Source organism: Stenotrophomonas maltophilia, from assembly GCF_004920835.1.
In the GTDB taxonomy this organism is placed as follows: Bacteria; Pseudomonadota; Gammaproteobacteria; order Xanthomonadales; family Xanthomonadaceae; genus Stenotrophomonas; species Stenotrophomonas maltophilia_AQ.
Genome location: NZ_QFHO01000009.1, coordinates 69,978 through 87,293, shown reverse-complemented (window position 1 = coordinate 87,293; position 17,316 = coordinate 69,978). Strand labels below are relative to the sequence as shown.

General features: G+C 60.7%; 17 protein-coding genes and 1 pseudogene. 3 read left to right on the top strand and 15 right to left on the bottom strand.

All coding sequences use genetic code 11. The annotated features are described in order from the left end of the window. Positions 1-106 precede the first annotated feature (106 nt). Positions 107-1,480 (bottom strand): annotated as a pseudogene (radA, locus tag DI041_RS08835) (DNA repair protein RadA); the annotation flags it as partial. 149 nt (positions 1,481-1,629) lie between these two features. Here radA and DI041_RS08830 point away from each other — a divergent pair. Then, entirely contained in the window at positions 1,630-3,687 is a 2,058-nt protein-coding gene (locus tag DI041_RS08830; protein ID WP_136638332.1) for a putative bifunctional diguanylate cyclase/phosphodiesterase, read from the top strand. A gap of 209 nt (positions 3,688-3,896) precedes the next feature. On the opposite strand, the gene cyoD is transcribed toward DI041_RS08830, so the two are convergent. The 4 genes from cyoD to cyoA are packed head-to-tail and all read right to left on the bottom strand — an operon-like array spanning position 3,897 to position 7,913. After that, positions 3,897-4,238 carry a cytochrome o ubiquinol oxidase subunit IV gene (gene cyoD / locus DI041_RS08825; RefSeq protein WP_004148769.1) on the bottom strand — a complete coding sequence of 114 codons (342 nt, stop codon included), beginning with the start codon at positions 4,236-4,238 and terminating at the stop codon, positions 3,897-3,899. Beyond that, on the bottom strand, positions 4,238-4,876 hold the full coding sequence (cyoC, locus tag DI041_RS08820; RefSeq protein WP_012510428.1) for a cytochrome o ubiquinol oxidase subunit III: 639 nt from the start codon (positions 4,874-4,876) through the stop codon (positions 4,238-4,240). The genes cyoD and cyoC overlap by 1 nt, the downstream gene beginning before the upstream one ends. Then, positions 4,873-6,870: a cytochrome o ubiquinol oxidase subunit I gene (gene cyoB / locus DI041_RS08815; RefSeq protein WP_012510427.1), complete on the bottom strand. Its 1,998-nt coding sequence runs from the start codon at positions 6,868-6,870 to the stop codon at positions 4,873-4,875. The genes cyoC and cyoB overlap by 4 nt, the downstream gene beginning before the upstream one ends. A gap of 2 nt (positions 6,871-6,872) precedes the next feature. Next, a complete protein-coding gene (cyoA, locus tag DI041_RS08810; protein WP_136638333.1) occupies positions 6,873-7,913 on the bottom strand; it encodes a ubiquinol oxidase subunit II in 1,041 nt (346 codons plus the stop codon). A 352-nt stretch (positions 7,914-8,265) separates the two neighbouring features. Here cyoA and DI041_RS08805 point away from each other — a divergent pair, with 352 nt between their 5' ends. Beyond that, a complete protein-coding gene (locus tag DI041_RS08805; protein WP_136638334.1) occupies positions 8,266-8,898 on the top strand; it encodes a GyrI-like domain-containing protein in 633 nt (210 codons plus the stop codon). Between the two features lie 13 nt (positions 8,899-8,911). Continuing rightward, positions 8,912-9,247 carry a hypothetical protein gene (locus DI041_RS08800; protein WP_136638335.1) on the top strand — a complete coding sequence of 112 codons (336 nt, stop codon included), beginning with the start codon at positions 8,912-8,914 and terminating at the stop codon, positions 9,245-9,247. A gap of 49 nt (positions 9,248-9,296) precedes the next feature. On the opposite strand, the gene DI041_RS08795 is transcribed toward DI041_RS08800, so the two are convergent. From DI041_RS08795 to DI041_RS21315, 10 genes are all read right to left on the bottom strand, one after another. Then, positions 9,297-9,629: an RHS repeat-associated core domain-containing protein gene (locus DI041_RS08795; protein WP_345775779.1), complete on the bottom strand. Its 333-nt coding sequence runs from the start codon at positions 9,627-9,629 to the stop codon at positions 9,297-9,299. Positions 9,630-9,673: 44 nt separating this feature from the next. Continuing rightward, the gene (locus DI041_RS08790) at positions 9,674-10,045 is read right to left on the bottom strand and encodes a DUF7668 domain-containing protein (protein WP_136638336.1); all 372 of its coding nucleotides are present in this window, start codon (positions 10,043-10,045) and stop codon (positions 9,674-9,676) included. A 2-nt stretch (positions 10,046-10,047) separates the two neighbouring features. Next, the gene (locus tag DI041_RS08785) at positions 10,048-10,704 is read right to left on the bottom strand and encodes an RHS repeat-associated core domain-containing protein (RefSeq protein ID WP_248298436.1); all 657 of its coding nucleotides are present in this window, start codon (positions 10,702-10,704) and stop codon (positions 10,048-10,050) included. Between the two features lie 90 nt (positions 10,705-10,794). Continuing rightward, positions 10,795-11,073 carry a hypothetical protein gene (locus DI041_RS21455; protein WP_248298432.1) on the bottom strand — a complete coding sequence of 93 codons (279 nt, stop codon included), beginning with the start codon at positions 11,071-11,073 and terminating at the stop codon, positions 10,795-10,797. A gap of 40 nt (positions 11,074-11,113) precedes the next feature. Beyond that, the gene (locus DI041_RS08775) at positions 11,114-11,617 is read right to left on the bottom strand and encodes a hypothetical protein (protein ID WP_136638337.1); all 504 of its coding nucleotides are present in this window, start codon (positions 11,615-11,617) and stop codon (positions 11,114-11,116) included. After that, the gene (locus DI041_RS21450; protein WP_430543742.1) at positions 11,617-12,486 is read right to left on the bottom strand and encodes an RHS repeat domain-containing protein; all 870 of its coding nucleotides are present in this window, start codon (positions 12,484-12,486) and stop codon (positions 11,617-11,619) included. The genes DI041_RS08775 and DI041_RS21450 overlap by 1 nt, the downstream gene beginning before the upstream one ends. 417 nt (positions 12,487-12,903) lie before the next feature. Continuing rightward, entirely contained in the window at positions 12,904-13,161 is a 258-nt protein-coding gene (locus DI041_RS08765) for a hypothetical protein (protein WP_046983285.1), read from the bottom strand. 1 nt (position 13,162) lies between these two features. After that, positions 13,163-14,089 (bottom strand): RHS repeat-associated core domain-containing protein, encoded by a 927-nt coding sequence (locus DI041_RS21445; RefSeq protein WP_248298434.1) that lies wholly within the window; start codon positions 14,087-14,089, stop codon positions 13,163-13,165. Between the two features lie 495 nt (positions 14,090-14,584). Further along, the gene (locus tag DI041_RS21320; RefSeq protein WP_211195180.1) at positions 14,585-15,673 is read right to left on the bottom strand and encodes an ATP-dependent nuclease; all 1,089 of its coding nucleotides are present in this window, start codon (positions 15,671-15,673) and stop codon (positions 14,585-14,587) included. A 33-nt stretch (positions 15,674-15,706) separates the two neighbouring features. After that, positions 15,707-16,489, bottom strand: a complete 783-nt coding sequence (locus DI041_RS21315; protein ID WP_211195181.1) for an AAA family ATPase — start codon at positions 16,487-16,489, stop codon at positions 15,707-15,709. Between the last annotated feature and the right edge of the window lie 827 nt (positions 16,490-17,316).

Here is a 17,316-nt window from a genome sequence, read left to right as displayed (position 1 = left end):
GTTACTCCTGGGCACGGAAAGACGCCAGAGGGCGCCTTCGTCGAGCGGGAAAAACTAGCACAGGGAGGCTGACCGTTGCCGTGTTTGAGGTCGTATTCCAGATCCGCGCCGCGTCGATGGCCTCGGACAGGCGCTCCACTGCGATCACTTCCATGCCCTTCACCGAACCACCCTTGGGCGCATTGGCCTTGGGCACGATGGCGCGCTTGAAACCATGGGTGGCGGCTTCGCGCAGGCGGTCCTCGCCGTTGGGCACCGGGCGGATCTCGCCGGACAGGCCGACTTCGCCAAAAGCAATCGTCTTTTCCGCCAGCGGGCGGTCCTGCAGCGAGGACAGCACCGCCAGCAGCACCGGCAGATCGGCCGCGGTTTCCTGCACGCGGATGCCACCCACGACATTCACGAACACGTCCTGGTCGCCGACCAGCACGCCGCCGTGGCGATGCAGTACCGCCAGCAGCATCGCCAGGCGGTTCTGCTCCAGGCCGACCGCGACACGGCGCGGGTTCGACAGCGGCGAGGCATCGACCAGCGCCTGTACTTCCACCAGCAGCGGCCGCGTGCCCTCGCGGGTGACCATGACGCAACTGCCCGGCTGGTGGGTACTGCCACCAGACAGGAAGATCGCCGACGGGTTGGAGACCTCCTTCAGGCCCTTGTCGCCCATCGCGAACACGCCCAGCTCGTTGACCGCACCGAAGCGGTTCTTGAACGCGCGCAGCAGGCGGAAGCGGCTGCCGCTCTCGCCTTCGAAGTACAGCACGGCATCGACCATGTGCTCCAGCACGCGCGGGCCGGCGATGCCGCCCTCCTTGGTCACGTGGCCGACCAGGAACACGGCGGTGCCGGTCTCCTTGGCGAAGCGCACCAGCCGTGCCGCGCTCTCGCGCACCTGGCTGACCGAACCCGGCGCGGCTGTCAGGCTCTCGGTCCACAGGGTCTGCACCGAGTCGGCCACGATCAGCCGCGGGCCGGCCTTGGACGCGTGCTGCAGGATCGATTCGACCCCGGTCTCGGCCAGCGCGTTGACGCCGTCCAGCGGCAGTTCCAGGCGATGCGCGCGGCCGGCTACCTGGGCCAGCGATTCCTCGCCGGTGACGTACAACACCGGCAGCACGGCCGCCATCCTAGCCACCGCCTGCAGCAGCAGGGTCGATTTGCCGATGCCCGGGTCGCCACCGACCAGCACCACCGCGCCCTCGACCAAGCCACCACCCAGCACGCGATCGAACTCGCCGATGCCGGTCGAGACCCGGCGATGCTCGGTCTGCTCGACGTCCTTCAGCGCGGTGATCTTTGGCGGGTCGATCTTGCCGGCCCAGCCGGCCCGGCGCGAGGCCGGCGCCTTGGCCGCCGCCGCGCTTTCCAGCACGATTTCCGACAGCGAGTTCCAGGCATTGCACTCGGTGCATTGGCCCTGCCACTTGCTGAATTCGGCGCCGCATTCATTGCAGACGTAGGCGGTGCGGGCTTTAGCCATCGGATGATTTCCAGCAACGGGAACAGGCGTGGCAGGATAGCCGAGCCGGGTCGCAGCTGCTGCGACCGCTCAAGTCCCGCCCACCTGCGCCGATAGGGGTCGCGGGCGTGCGCCTTGCGGGCGCCCCTCCCTCCCCCACTGGATCCGAAATGACTGGCAGTTACAGTCAGAGCCTGGTCACCATCTCCCTGCTGGTGGCCATTCTTGCTTCGTACACGGCGCTGGACATGGCCGGCCGGCTGGCCACGGCCGAAGGCCGCGTGGCGCGCTGGTGGCTGGCCGGTGGCGCGGCGGCGATGGGCCTGGGCATCTGGTCGATGCACTTCATCGGCATGCTCGCCTTCGACCTGCCGATCCCGGTCGGCTACGACCTCGGCATCACCCTGTACTCGCTGGCAGTGTCGATCGGTGCTTCGGCCTATGCACTATGGCTGGTGTCGCGGCCCAGCCTGCCCTGGCGACGGTTGCTGGCCGGGGCGGTGCTGATGGGGCTGGGCATCGCCACCATGCACTACCTGGGCATGGCCGCGATGCGCATGCAGCCGGGTATCGAATATCACCCAGGCTGGTTCGCCGCCTCCATTGCGGTGGCCATCGGTGCCGCAGGTGCGGCGCTGTGGATCGCCTTCCGGCTGCGGGCCGAGCAGCGCAACACGCTGCGCCTGCGCGCCCTGGCCTCGCTGGTGATGGGCCTGGCCATCGTTGGCATGCATTACACCGGCATGGCCGCCGCACGTTTCCCTGAAGGCAGCATCTGCGGCGCGGTCGGCAGTGGCGGCATCGACACCCGCTGGCTGGCGGTGCTGGTGATCGTCACCACCGTGGCCACGCTGGGCATCGCTCTGGTCGCCTCGCTGTTCGACCGGCAGATGCGCGTGCGCACCGGCCTGCTGGCCGATTCGCTGGCGCACGCCAACGACAAGCTGATCCAGGCCGCCCTGCATGACCCGTTGACCCAGCTGCCGAACCGCATGCTGCTGCAGGACCGCATCGAGCAGGCCATCGAGAAGGCGCACCGTCGTGGCCGCGCGGTGGCGGTGATGTTCTGCGACCTGGACGGCTTCAAGGCGGTCAACGATGCCTACGGCCACCAATTGGGCGACCGCCTGCTGGTGGCGGTGGCACAGCGCATCGGCGGCCTGCTGCGGCCGCAGGACACCTTCGCCCGACTCGGCGGCGACGAGTTCGTGATCGTGCTGGCCATCGATATCCCGGACGACGCGGTGGTGGTGGCCGAACGCATCATCGCCGCCGCCGGCGAGCCGTTCACGCTGGATGCGGCCGAACTGCAGGTCAGCGCCAGTCTCGGCATCGCCCTGTACCCGGACGATGCCAGCAACGAGCGCGAGCTGATGGCGCACGCCGACGCGGCGATGTACCACACCAAGGAAACCGGCCGTAACGGCTATACCTTCTTCACCCCGTCGATGCAGCTCAGTGCCAACCGCCAGCTGCGCCTGCTGCAGGACCTGCGCAAGGCGATCGCGCGTGACGAGCTGCTGCTGCACTACCAGCCGAAGTTCCCGGCCGCCGGCGCACCGGCTACCGGCGCCGAGGCGCTGCTGCGCTGGCAGCACCCGGAACTGGGCCTGCTGGCCCCGGATGTGTTCATTCCCATCGCCGAGCGCAGCGGCCTGATCCTGCCGATCGGCGACTGGGTACTGGACCGCGCCTGTGCGCAGCTGCGCGCCTGGCACGAGGCCGGGCATACGGAATGGTCGATGGCGGTGAACCTGTCGCCGCTGCAGTTCGCCTCGCCGGCGCTGCTGGACAGCGTGCGCGAGGTGCTGCAGCGGCACCGGATCGAACCGGCGCGGCTGACCCTGGAAATCACCGAGACCACGGCGATGAAGGATGTCGACGCCAGCCTGGCGATCCTCAACGATCTGACCGCGATGGGCGTGCATATCGCCATCGACGATTTCGGCACCGGCTACTCCAGTCTGCTGTACCTGAAGCGGATGCCGGCCACCGAACTCAAGATCGACCGCGCGTTCGTGCATGACCTGGAACGCAACGACGAGGACGCAGCCATCGTGTCGTCGATCATCGCGCTGGGCCGCACCTTGCAGTTGCAGGTTGTGGCCGAAGGCGTGGAGACCCAGGCGCAGCGTGAGTACCTGAGCGAACTGGGCTGTGACCAGTTGCAGGGCTACCACCTGGGGCGGCCGATGGAAGCAGACGAGTTCCTGCGCCGGGTGGGTTGACCCGGCGGTTCATCCACGCATGCCGTGGATCTACGGGTAGAGCCGGCCGCTGGCCGGCTTCCCGCAATTGCCGGCCAGCGGCCGGCACTACCACCACATACCTGCCATGCCCGGCGGCATTGATGCGTCGCCGGGCATGGCCCGGCGCTACCAGTAAACAAAAAGGCCGCCCGAGGGCGGCCTTTCTGCGTGGCAACGTCGCGAAGACGTCAGTGCATCATGTGCACGTTCATGTTGTGCATGACCCACAGGGTACCGACCACGATGATGCCGATCACCACCACGGTGAAGGCCGCAGCGTTGACGTTCCAGCGGCTTTCCGAAGAGCGGTCCAGGTGCAGGAAGAACACCAGGTGGACCAGCATCTGCAGTACCGCGGTGATCGCGATCACCACACCGTTGACGGTGCGCGAGAAGTCGCCCGACATCACCATCCAGAACGGGATGACGGTCAGCACCACCGCCAGCACGAAGCCGATCAGGTACGACTTCACGCTGCCATGGCTTTCGCCGCCGGCGGCATGGTCGTGTGCATGGTTGTCATGTGCCATTACAGCGCTCCATTGAGGTAGACGACGGAGAACACGCCGATCCAGATCAGGTCCAGGAAGTGCCAGAACAGGCTCAGGCACGCCATGCGGGTCTTGTTGGTCGGGGTCAGGCCGTACTTCTTCAGCTGCACGAACATCACCAGCAGCCACAGCAGGCCGGCGCTGACGTGCAGGCCGTGGGTACCGACCAGGGCGAAGAACGCCGACAGGAAGGCACTACGGTCCGGACCATAGCCCTGATGGATCAGGTGCTGGAATTCCCACACTTCCATGCACATGAAGCCGAAGCCCAGCAGCCAGGTAATGCCCAGCCACAGGTACATCTGCCCCATCTGCTTGCGGTGCATGGCAATCATGCCCAGGCCGAAGGTCAGCGAGGAGGTCAGCAGCAGCGCGGTTTCCCATGCCACGAACGGCAGTTCGAACAGGTCCTTCGCGGTCGGGCCACCATCGGTACCGCCGGCCAGCACCACATAGGTGGCGAACAGCGAGGCGAAGATGAGGCAGTCGCTCATCAGGTACACCCAGAAACCGAAGACGGTGTTGCCGCCGGTGTCGTGGTGCTCGTGGTCGTCATGGCCATGGGCCGCCGCTTGCGCGGCGTGCCCGTGGCTCAGGGTCGAGGTATTGGTGCTCATGCCTTCAGCTCCGACTTCACCAGGCCCTGGGATTCCAGGTGCTTGCGGTGTTCGTTCTCGATGCGTTCCACCTCGGCAGCCGGGACCCAGTAGTCCACGTCCTGGTCGAAGGTGCGGTAGATGAACGTGGCGATCATGCCGACGAAGCCGACGATGGCCAGCCACCAGATGTGCCAGATCATCGCGAAGCCGAACACCAGGCTGAAGGCACCGATGACAACGCCCGTGCCGGTGTTGCGCGGCATGTGGATGTCGGTGTACTTGGCCGGCTTCGGCCAGGCTTCACCACGCTGCTTGCGCTCCCAGAAATCGTCCAGCTCGGTGACTTCCGGCAGGCTGCCGAAGTTGTAGAAGGCCGGCGGCGAAGAGGTTTCCCACTCCAGCGTACGGGCATCCCACGGGTCGCCGGTCAGGTCGGCGGTCTTCTTGCGGTCGCGGATCGACACGGCCACCTGGATGATCTGGCACAGGATGCCGGCACCCACGATGAAGGCACCTGCGGCAGCCACCAGCAGCAGCGGCTCGTAGGCCGGGTTGACCGTGCTCTGCAGACGACGGGTCATGCCCATGAAGCCCAGCACGTACATCGGCATGAAGGTCACGTAGAAGCCGATGAACCAGCACCAGAACGCGCACTTGCCCCAGAACTCATTGAGGCGGAAGCCGAACATCTTCGGCCACCAGTAGGTGATGCCGGCGAACATGCCGAACACCACGCCGCCGATGATGACGTTGTGGAAGTGGGCGATCAGGAACAGGCTGTTGTGCAGCACGAAGTCGATGGCCGGGATCGCCAGCATCACGCCGGTCATGCCGCCGATGGTGAAGGTGACCATGAAGCCGATGGTCCACAGCACGGGCGTGGTGAACTGCACGCGACCGCGGAACATGGTGAACAGCCAGTTGAAGATCTTCACGCCGGTCGGGATCGAGATGATCATCGTCGTGATGCCGAAGAAGGCATTGACGTTGGCACCCGAACCCATGGTGAAGAAGTGGTGCAGCCACACGATGAACGACAGCACGCCGATGCAGGCGGTGGCGTAGACCATGCCCTTGTAGCCGAACAGCGCTTTGCGCGAGAAGGTCGCGATGACTTCGGAGAACACACCGAAGGCCGGCAGCACCAGGATATAGACTTCCGGGTGACCCCAGATCCAGATCAGGTTGATGTACAGCATGGCGTTGCCGCCACCGTCATTGGTGAAGAAGTGCGTACCCAGGTAACGGTCCAGGGTCAGCAGCACCAGGGTGATGGTCAGCACCGGGAAGGCAGCGACGATCAGCACGTTGGTCACCAGGGCAGTCCAGGTGAACACCGGCATCTGCATCAGCTTCATGCTGGGGGTACGCATCTTCAGGATGGTGATGAAGAAGTTGATACCGCTCAGCGTGGTACCCAGGCCTGCGACCTGTAGACCCCAGATGTAGTAGTCCATGCCGACGCTTGGACTGTATTCGATGCCCGACAGTGGTGGGAACGCCAGCCAGCCGGTGGCAGCGAACTCACCGATCCACAGCGACAGCATGATCAGCACCGCGCCGGACACGAACAGCCAGAAGCTGAGCGAGTTGACGAACGGGAACGCGACGTCGCGCGCACCGATCTGCAGCGGCACGGCCAGGTTCATCAGGCCGGTGATCAGCGGCATCGCCACGAAGAAGATCATGATCACGCCGTGGGCGGTGAAGATCTGATCGTAGTGGTGCGGCGGCAGGTAACCCTCGGACCCGCCGACGGCAAGGGCCTGCTGGGTACGCATCATGATCGCGTCGGAGAAACCGCGCAGCAGCATGACGAAGGCGACGATGAGGTACATCACGCCGATCTTCTTGTGATCCACCGAGGTGAACCACTCCTTCCACAGATAGCCCCACAGCTTGAACTTGGTGATCAGGGCCATCACGCCCAGGCCACCCAGTACTGCGCCGATCAACGTCGTCAGGACGATCGGATCGTGGGGGATCGACTCAATAGAGAGTTTTCCCAACATGTTCATTCTCCCGAGCCCGCGTGGCCGGCATGGCCTGCGTGTTCGTGTTCGTTGGCATCCAGGTTTTCACCCGATTCCTTGGAATCATGTGCATCACTGGGGGCATGGCCCTCGTGCGCTTCATGGCTGGCAGCATCGGCAGCGGCGGCACCGGCGTGCGAGTGCTTCATGCCGTAATGCTTGTTGTCGCCCATGTGCTTGGCGAGGACCCAGTCGAACAGGCCTTCTTCGGTCTTGCCGAAGTAGGTGACCGGATACCACTCGGCGTTGCGCGCATCACCCAGGGCCTTGAACGAAGCCTTGTCCAGGGTCTGATCGCCGGCGCGGACCTGGTCCAGCCACTGGCGGTATTCGGCATCGGTGACCGAGTAGGCGGTGAAATGCATCTTGGCGAAGCCCGCGCCGCTGTAGTGCGAGGACATGCCCGGGAATTCACCGGTCTCGTTGGCGATCAGATGGAGCTTGGTCTCCATCGCAGCCATCGAGTAGATCATGCTGCCCAGGTGCGGGATGAAGAAGGCATTCATCACCGTATCGGACGTGATCTTGAAGTTCAGCGGCGTGTTGACCGGGAACTTGATTTCGTTGACGACCGCCACCTTCTCTTCCGGATAGATGAACAGCCACTTCCAGTCCAGCGAGATCGCCTCGATGGTGACCGGCTTGACGTCCGATTCCAGCGGCTTGTACGGGTCCAGCGCGTGCGACGAACGCCAGGTCAGGACCGCCAGCACCAGCACGATCATGCAGGGAATGGACCACACCACCACCTCGATCGCCGTCGAGTGGGACCACTTCGGCTCGTAGCGGGCCTTGGTGTTGGAGGCGCGATACTTCCACGCGAAGGTCAGGGTCATGATGATGACCGGGATGACGACCAGCAGCATGAGCACGGTAGCCGTGATCAGCAGGGTCTTCTCATCATGGCCGATCTGGCCCTTCGGACTGAGGATGGCCACGGCATCGCAGCCGGTGAGCATCACCAGCAACGACAGCAGCAGGCCCGGGCGCAACCAGCGCCCAAGGGTTTTCAACGGAATCATCGGTCGATCCAATTGCGAGGGAATGCCGTTCCCCGTCCTGCCTGTTCCGGCCAAAGCCGGTCCCACCTGTCCGGAAGACAGGCAGGGAGGTGGGGTCGAGTCAGCCTTTCAATTTTAGGCCGTCACGCACCATTTAAGAAAGGCATTGACAATGATCGAGCGCAGGAAAGGCCTGATTCTGACTGCGACACGTTGTCGCACTGCGTGGCATGGCGGGCAGAACGCCCGAGCGCAGCATCCTGGCACCGGGCGATGGCGGGGGCTCCGACCGGGTTCGGCAAAGTCGACTGAACCTGTTCAGGCATGTTTGCCGGGGCATGGACATGGGATGCTCCACGCAGGAGGAAGGCCCATGGACAAGATCGACTTCAAGCGACGCGATCGCGCGCTGTACCAGCCCCCGGCGGGCCGGTTCGTGACGGTGAACGTACCGCCGCTGCCCTACCTGATGGTCGACGGCCTCGGCGACCCGAACACCGCCCCGGCCTACCTGCAGGCGGTGCAGTGGCTGTACGCGGTGAGCTATGCGCTGAAGTTCGCGTTGAAAGCCGACGGACAGGACTACGTGGTGCCGCCCTTGGAAGCGCTGTGGACGGCTGAGGATCCCGCCAGTTTCGTGGCACGCCGCAAGGATGAGTGGGTGTGGACGGTGATGATCCGTACGCCGGAAGGGATCAGTCCAGCGCAGCTGGAAGCAGCCCTCGGCAAGGCGCGGAAGAAGCTGGGTGAGGCGCCGGCCAGCCTTCGCCATGAAACGCTCGAGGAAGGTCTCTGCCTGCAGACCCTGCATGTGGGTGCCTACGATGACGAGGGGCCGATCCTGGCGCATCTTCATGACGAGCTGATGCCTGCACTGGGATATGCCTTTGCCGGCCCCCATCACGAGATCTACCTGAGCGACCCGCGCAGGACCGAAGCTGCTCGGTTGAAGACCGTGCTGCGGCAGCCGGTGCGCTTGCGCTCTGGTGAGGGCTCACGCCCATGACACAAGGAACGCCATGCGCCTGATTGCCAGACTGCTGCACTGGACCACCCTGCCCGCTGGGCGCCGCGTGATGGCTGTGCTCGGTACCCTGCTGGTGATCGTATTGGCCTGCAATCCGGATCTGCTGCCGTTGTTGCCGGTGATGGATGCGCTGGGGCTGGATGTGCTGGCGCTGTTGCTGGGTGCACAGGTGATGGCGATGCTGCCTTGGTTGCGGGAGGCTGGCCTGCGATCGGCGCGCGTGTTGCGGCGGTTGCTGCTGGGTGTGCTGGCCGGTGCTGTGGGCGGGTACCTGCGGCAGCTCGCGTGCTGGTTGGCGCGGGATGCGGTGATTGTGAGGCGCCAATGAGGTCGTATTCCCATCGACCAAGCCGTTGACTAGCGATTGCCTCAAATGCTTAAACAGAAAGCTCCGACCAAGGCCGGAGCTTTTCGTTTACGACCAAGATTGTTGCGCCCAGAGCGAACCTAGCTAGCTGCGGATCCATGTACCGCTGCTGCATGTAGCTCAGCCCGGTGGCCGCATCGCTCACATGCCCGGTGTACCCCGGGCCATCCGTGACCTGACCGCCTACCACTGCCCCGTAGGGCTCATAGTCATAGCGCTTGATCACGTTGCCGTTGGCATCGCTCTCAGCCACAACCGAGCCCAGCGCGTCCGTGTGGATGTAGGTGACCGTCTGGGCACCGGCAGAAACCACAACACTCCATGTAGCCGCCAGTTCAGTCACCACTTAATCTGAAAACCGATGAAATTCGAACGGACTCACAGGTTCTACGGCACGTATACCAAAACCACCTCGTATCGATATCCATCGCCAACTTCGTACACATGAGCCTGAAGCACAAGATCGCTCCTCCCCTCCTCTTCTGTGTAAAGATCAACCAGAACATTCCAAAAATCTCCATACCAAATGCATACGGAAGAGTTCCAGGATTCGTCTGGCAACCTTTTCAAGTGTGCGCCATACGCGCGAATGCTCTCTTGCGCGCCTGCCCACACATCTGGGGCCTGAAGGGTTACCTGCGGTAGCGATGGTTCGCCCCCTTGGATCAGCGCATCAACGATGGCTGCGAACGTGGGCCGCCAAGCTTGCGGCACCGCAATCTCGTTCTCACCATCTTTAGCTATGGTCACCTCATTCATTGCTAATCTCTCCCGTGCAATTGCTTGTGGCAGTCCAAACAGACCTCGGCATGATTGGAGGATGTTGTAGGACCACCGTCGGCGTGTCGCTCGACATGATGCCCGGCGGAATTGCTCCGATCAATTGACGTCCCGCAGCCCGTCGCGCACTGTCCACCTTGTGCAGCTCGCTTGGATTCTCGTGCGGAATCAGTGAGCAACCGCTGTGGGTCTCGTTGTGCTACTGGAACTGACCCCGGCCCCGTGGGTGGCTTTGGAAGATCTCCAACCATCTTGCCCGCGCCGCCGAATTTGTCTGCTGTGCGCGCACCGTCAACAGCCTTCTCAAGTCCCCTGGCGGCCTTGATTGCCGCACCCGCGCCTCCGCGAACAAAGGACACTGCAGCTGCCGTCGCATCAATCGCCACGCCGATTGAGTCGACAATACCCGCCCCAACATTACCTTGGCTAAAGTTCGAGTAGGCACAGGTCGCGCCCATTACGATGTTTGCAACGTCCCATACGGTTTTGACAATGCGCCGGTCAGGATCTTTGAACTTGCAAGGATTCCCGTTCGCATACCGGTATCGATTGAACTGTCCAACAGGCTGTTCATACGCCGTCACCGGATCCACCGACAGGAACACCCCAAACTGCGGATCCATGTACCGCTGCCGCATGTAACTCAGCCCGGTAGCCGAGTCGCTCACATGCCCTGTATAGCCAGGCCCGTCCGTGACCTGACCGCCTACCACTGCCCGGTAGGGCTCTTAGTCATAGCGTTTGATCACGTTGCCGTTGGCATCGCTCTCGGCCACAACCGAGCCCAAGGCGTCCGGGTGGATGTAGGTGACCGTCTCCTGGGCGATTGCGGCTGGCGACAAGCCAAAGCCGATCAGCAGCACGCAGCACAGCCAAGCACCTATGGCGCCAAGCTGGCGAATTCGATCTTCAAATCCCCTAAAGCAGTGTAGGCACACCGCCTGCAGCTCCCCCGAACCTGCGCATCCTTCCAATCCCTGAAAGAGCCTTGAAGCAAGGCTGGGCATTCATCGCACAGGGAATATCTTGCCACGCAGCACTCGCACATCAAGCACCGAACATGAACATGACAGCGTTGCCAGTTGAAACACAGGAGATAGAGCCACCCAAAGATAGTCCAGAACCAGCCCCCCCCTCCATCACGACTTGCCAGACAGAGCTCTCAAGCTCCATATCCTCGTCCGTGACAGCCAATTCGAGGACTGAATCATCCATAGAAAGAACAAGCCGACCTTCGAAATCGAGCTCTACACTAGATATCTCAACTCCAATCTTTTCATAGACCCTGGGGAGAAATGCCGCCCTCCCCACAAAGAAATCAAGTTTCGCTACATTGCCGGAAGAGATGCCACAATCACGAACAATGGCCGCGCATGAGAAGCTCATATCCACGTAAAGCAATCTACCAGGGCACGCCGAGGTGTTGATCAACCTCAACGTTATATTGAGACTACTTACGTTGAATGAATCAAGATATGAACCAAGCAGCATCCCCTCTAGGCTCGAGCGTGCGGCCACCACATCAACTTCCATCTTCTTGATTTTCGCCATCACGGCTTCTCTCGATAGTAGATATGACTTCTCGTGCGCTGCTCACCCTTGGGAATATTGCCGAAGTTCTTCCCATTTTCAGGATTCACGGGCTGACGCGGATTACCTTCTCGGGTCACCGATATTCTAGGTGAATGCTTCGGCCCTCCATCCATGACTCTAACGTCCATCTTCATAGACGGCACATTGTGAAGCGTTCCCGATTCCGTGCCTGCTTCGTTTGATATCCGTGTACCCATGAACCCAGCCTCCTCCAGCGCCAACCTGGTATCAGCAGGGCTATCCCCAACCTTCACTCCAGCAACGGTGCGACCTCGCATCTCTGCTGCGGCAGCCCTGGCAAAGGGGGCAGCGATCGCTCGAAGAATGCCTGGTAGCGTTGGACCACCTATGCCCACAGCTATGAGAGCCTTCCCATTGTAGTGAAAAGCATCGTCTCCGAGCTCATTCCCGAAGCCAGGGTTCCCCATCTGATCAACGTTTGAGAACCACTCTTCATCACGACCGTCCGGGTCGATGAATTTGTATGGATTGCTCAAGGCGTAAGCGTATCGATTGAACTTCGCACCAGACCTCGCATCAACCACCACCGGATCAACCGACAGGAACACGCCCAACTGCGGATCCATGTACCGCTGCTGCATGTAACTCAGACCAGTGGCCGAGTCGCTCACATGCCCGGTATACCCCGGTCCATCCGTGACCGGACCACCCACCACGGCACCGTAGGGCTCGTAGTCATAGCGCTTGATTACGTTGCCGCTGGCATCGCTCTCGGCCACAACCGAGCCCAAAGCGTCCGTGTGGATGTAGGTGACCGTCGTCTGAGCAACTACGACTGGCGACAGGCCAAGGCCGATCAGCAGCACGCAGCACAGCCAAGCACCTATGGCGCCAAGCTGGCGAATTCGATCTTCAAATCCCCTAAAGCAGGTAGACACGCTGCCTGCAGCTCCCCCAAACCTGCGCATCCTTCCAATCCCTGAAAGAGCCTTGAAGCAAGGCTGGTATTCATGGCACAGGAATGGCCAGCTGCGGTTTCCGGGTCAGGAACAGTGCTAGGAGCTAGGCTCCTGAGAAGCCGGGGGGCCAGCAGGCCGCGAGGTTCGGGAATCGCGGGCTGCTAGCCATGGGCTGGCACTACTGGGGGTGCCGGCCAACGGCCAGCACTACCAGAGCACAAAAAAAAGCCCCAACTAGAGGCCGGGGCTTTTCATTGCAACTGGTGCCGGAAACAGGAGTCGAACCTGCGACCCAGCCGCCTACGACTCCAAATAAACCATTGCCTAGTCGCTGGACGCATCAGTCTGATTAGCGATAGCGCCAACGAAATCGATGATCTCTTCGATCTCGACGCCTCGTTGATTAGGCTCATCGTCAGATCCCAAACCGGTCTCCGAAAACTCTTGCACTAATGCATCGATCAGCGACTCGCGGTCCTGTTTGACAAGGTGCTTGATGCCCTCTTCAGGCAAGTGAAGGCTGTGCTTCGCTGCGATTTCAACCAACAGAGAATGCAGACGGGACGAGATAGACCGTTTCATTTCACTTCACCTTCGGGTCTCTCAACCCATCGCTGCTTCTTGGAATGGCAGTTATGACCTTCCCCTCACCATTCAGGACTACCTTCGCATCTTTCCCGGTGTAAGCAGTCCTGCCACCGACCTGCTCGGCGACCTTCGCAGGGTCTTTTACCGCCGATAGTATGGCCTTTGCAGAAACACCTCTGCCACCATCGCGGGAGATCGCCTGATTCAACCCATGCTTCGTGTACCCGGTGATCTTTCCCGCCACCGCGCCAGAGGTGCCCGTGACACCAGCAGCTCCTGCACCAATTTCGGCTGCCGTGGCAACTGCTCCTGGATTTGCCATTGCGACCAGACCTACCTCTGCCAGCACTGGAGCGGCCAGAACTGCTGTCAGTGCAGCGCCAATTGCCGGCCCGAGTCTGTCGCTTGGATTTTTGGGCGGTGGAGTAATCGGCTGCCCATTCGTGGCGTCGTTGACTACCTTGAAGGCTGCACCACTCTCCCGCCCGTCTGGATCCGTGAACCTGTACGGATTCCCGTTCGCGTACCGATAGCGATTGAACTGCCCAACCGGTTGCTCATACGCCGTCACAGGATCCACCGACAGGAACACACCCAGCTGCGGATCCATGTACCGCTGCTGCATGTAGCTCAGCCCGGTGGCCGCATCGCTCACATGCCCGGTATACCCCGGTCCGTCCGTGACCTGACCACCTACCACGGCGCCGTAGGGCTCGTAGTCATAGCGCTTGATCACGTTGCCGTTGGCATCGCTTTCAGCCACGACCGAGCCCAACGCGTCCGTGTGGATGTACGTGACCGTCGTCTGGGCAACTGCGGCTGGCGACACGCCAAGGCCGATCAGCAGCACGCAGCACAGCCAAGCGCCTAAGGCACCCAGCTTGTGAATTTGATCTTCAACTCCCCTGAAGCTGGTCGACACACCGCCTGCAGTTCCCCCGAACCTGCGCATCCTTCCAATCCCTGAAAGTGCCTTGAAGCAAGGCCGTGTATTCATAGCACAGGAATGGCCGGGTGCGGTTTCCAGATCGGGAACAGGGCGCGGCGCTAAGCGCCTGGGAAGCCGGGCTGGCCGCGAGATTCGGAAATTAGGGGCTGCCAGCCATGGGCTGCCACTACTGGGGCCGGCATTCCGCCGGGCATGGCCCGGCGCTACCAAAGCACAAAAAAAGCCCCGACCAAGGCCGGGGCTTTTCATTGCAACTGGTGCCGGAAACAGGAGTCGAACCTGCGACCTACGCATTACGAACCCAGCCTAGCCCCCCTCGGCAAGGCAAATAAACGTTACACATCAATGCATTGACCATCGAATACCTCCCTGCCTGGGCCGGAAAGTGCCCCTTAAGCCAAGTACCAATCCCGCGCAAAGCATCGCCGGAGAGATACTTAGCAACCCAACGAACCGCCTACACGCTAGTCAGCCGTCTTTACCTTTGTATCGAAGACTTGAAAGCATACCGTTATCCGCAGCCCAAGTGCTTACCAACTCCTTCAACGTGAAAAGATAGTCCGCATTGGGAGGAAGTTTCGTTTCAGGGAAGGGCTCATGCTGCTCGCTCTCTAACAAATCACCCAGGAGCACCTGCACACGCTCAGCGAGCAACTCGTCGTCAGCGACCCTCCTGTACGTGTTCAAAGGCTTGTCCTTTGACTCCTCTGACCCGCCAAGGAACCGCTCGAAATCGGGAATACTGACGCGGTGCCTGACTTTTACACCATCAGCTCGAGCTGCGATGATTGCATCGTGAATCCTCCCGTTCTGCGTCCACATGCCATTCGCGTTGCCCTCGGAGGTGTACGGCGGATCGCAGTCGTGCACTACACCGAAATCAATCTTGAAATGGCGCATGATGGAAATTAAAGCCACAAGAATGGCTTTCCCTCTAGCTCGCACGATGGTGACCTGCTCCATCAGGCGGTGCTGCGCCTCGACGATAGATGCTAGAAACGCGGCGTGCTCGGTATCGCCCTCAACTAAAACGGGGTACGACCCGAAAAAAATCTCCGCAAGGCTAGGATCAATGTGCTGCAGGGCCTGAAGCCTTTTCTTGTCATCACCCTCAAATTGTATGGAATCTGACCTATATGTTTTCGGCTCAATTGGGCTACTGTCATTTCCCTCTTTGCGTTCCAACCGTACAATAGTAGTGTGATCTTCGAGAGGATTTACAAAATACGGAGAGTGCGTCGTCATCATGACCTGCCAATCTGCGCTCTCTGCAAGCTTGTAGAGGTGACGTTGTGCAGCGCGCGCAGCCATCGGATGAAGCGCATTCTCCGGCTCGTCGATCAGCAAGAGATACCCAGGCAGCGCGGGATCATCGGGGCTTTGTGGTATTGCCGCACCTTCCTCATGAGCGGCAAGGAGAGTTTGCAACTCACCGATCCTTACATCATCCGCATTCGCCTTCTTTTTCCTCTCCTCTGCTATCAATTTCTGCAAAGATTTTTTGTACTCATCCCGCAGCTCCCTTTCTCGCGTCATCTCGTTATGGACTTGTAACATCGCCCAAAACAACGCTCGCCGCGCTCCGGTTCCTTACTGACTCAAAGTAGTATTCGCATTACCATCTTTGATGCGAAGACCAGAGCCGTCTTTGACCAGGGAATCAATCTTCGGCGCAAACGGCGCCGCCCCTACTTCCAGTCGAACATCCAACTTCGGGAAAACGCGCTTAAAGCCAGTGGTGAGATTCCCGGCAATGGCGTTGAAGTGGTTCTGATGGGTCGCACTTATACCATTGACCTTGGTCGCGACTTCATTGATTGCTCTTGCCAGTTCGGACTCTCTGTTGCTTCGCTCTTTTTCAATCATTGCCAACAGTGGTGCCAGCGCCAATGTCAGCAGACTACTCTCCGTCTTTTCCGCGTCATCGAGCGAACCTATGCGGAGAGGACGCGGAAGTCTGGCGCTGAACACATTATCAGCCCCCCCGGCTTTGCCATCCTCGGCCCAGCCGCCATTTCCATCGGGCCCACCTTCGGGGTCCCACGTCGTGCGGACAGGCTTGAAATCAGGCGCGGCCCACTGCCAACGACTACGAACCACCAAGAGATCGCCTTGCTTAGTCTTCCACTTAGGATCTACATTCCCGATGCCTTCCGGAATGTGGACTTCGAGCTCGACTTCAGATGCCTCCTGCGTGGGTGCTGAGAGGCAGCGATCCCGAGACGCCATAAAGGTCTGCGACCCCTTTGCAAGCTCGTACGCTCTCAGGATTGTGGACTTGCCCGCATTGTTGCGCCCCACCAAGCACACAACATCATCAAGTTGGATTTTGACGCCACTGCTGCCAATGCATCCAATATTGCGCACAGTCATGCGCACCAGCTTTGATCTATTCGACATATGCCTGTCCCTGCATTTATCACGCATGTACTTTAGCTGGGTAGAACGTATGCTCGCCAGCCGTTTCTGTACCAAACCAAATACGAATGAACCTCATCCACCTTGATCGAATTTCATAGAGACCGCGCGAACGACCCGCGCAGTACTGATGCAGTTACTCATGGCACCACAGATGGTCATGCGTCCTTTTGGATCAACGACTTAGCCAACCCCAACTGGCAACCAGGGTGCCGATAAGTGCCTTGTAAGCCAAGTAGCCGTCACTTTGAGCCGATTCGGGCCCGTGAAGCCCCATGGAAAGCCAGGTTGGACTCACACCTACTTTCAAGGCGGACAGCGGCTTGCGGTGTATGCGCCTCGAGACCGAACCTACGTGTAGTACCTCTCATTGACGTTACGGTTGCAGGCGAGACACTTTCGATATGCACCAAAACGCCCAGGACGCTCCCGTCCCAGTAAGCCACCGCATTCGCAAACCAAAGCGCTGCGCCCTTGATCCCAGCGCCAAAGCCTTAGAGTAGCGACAAGTGCAAGGGTGACCGATACCGCGATAGCCAACGCAGGGAGCCATCGCGCCATCGCATACACCCCTGCAAGCACCGGACTCTCCCGGAGCATTCCCAACGGCAGCATCAGCAGCAACCCCAGCGCCAAGGCCCCAAGTGCGGGCGCATACATCCTTACTATCATCCACGTCCAACGATCCATGTAGCCGTCCCGCTGATTGTTTTATGCATCCTTGAGCATATCGGTCGCAGGGGATGAGACTTGAAAGGAACACATTCTTTACCGCCCGTACA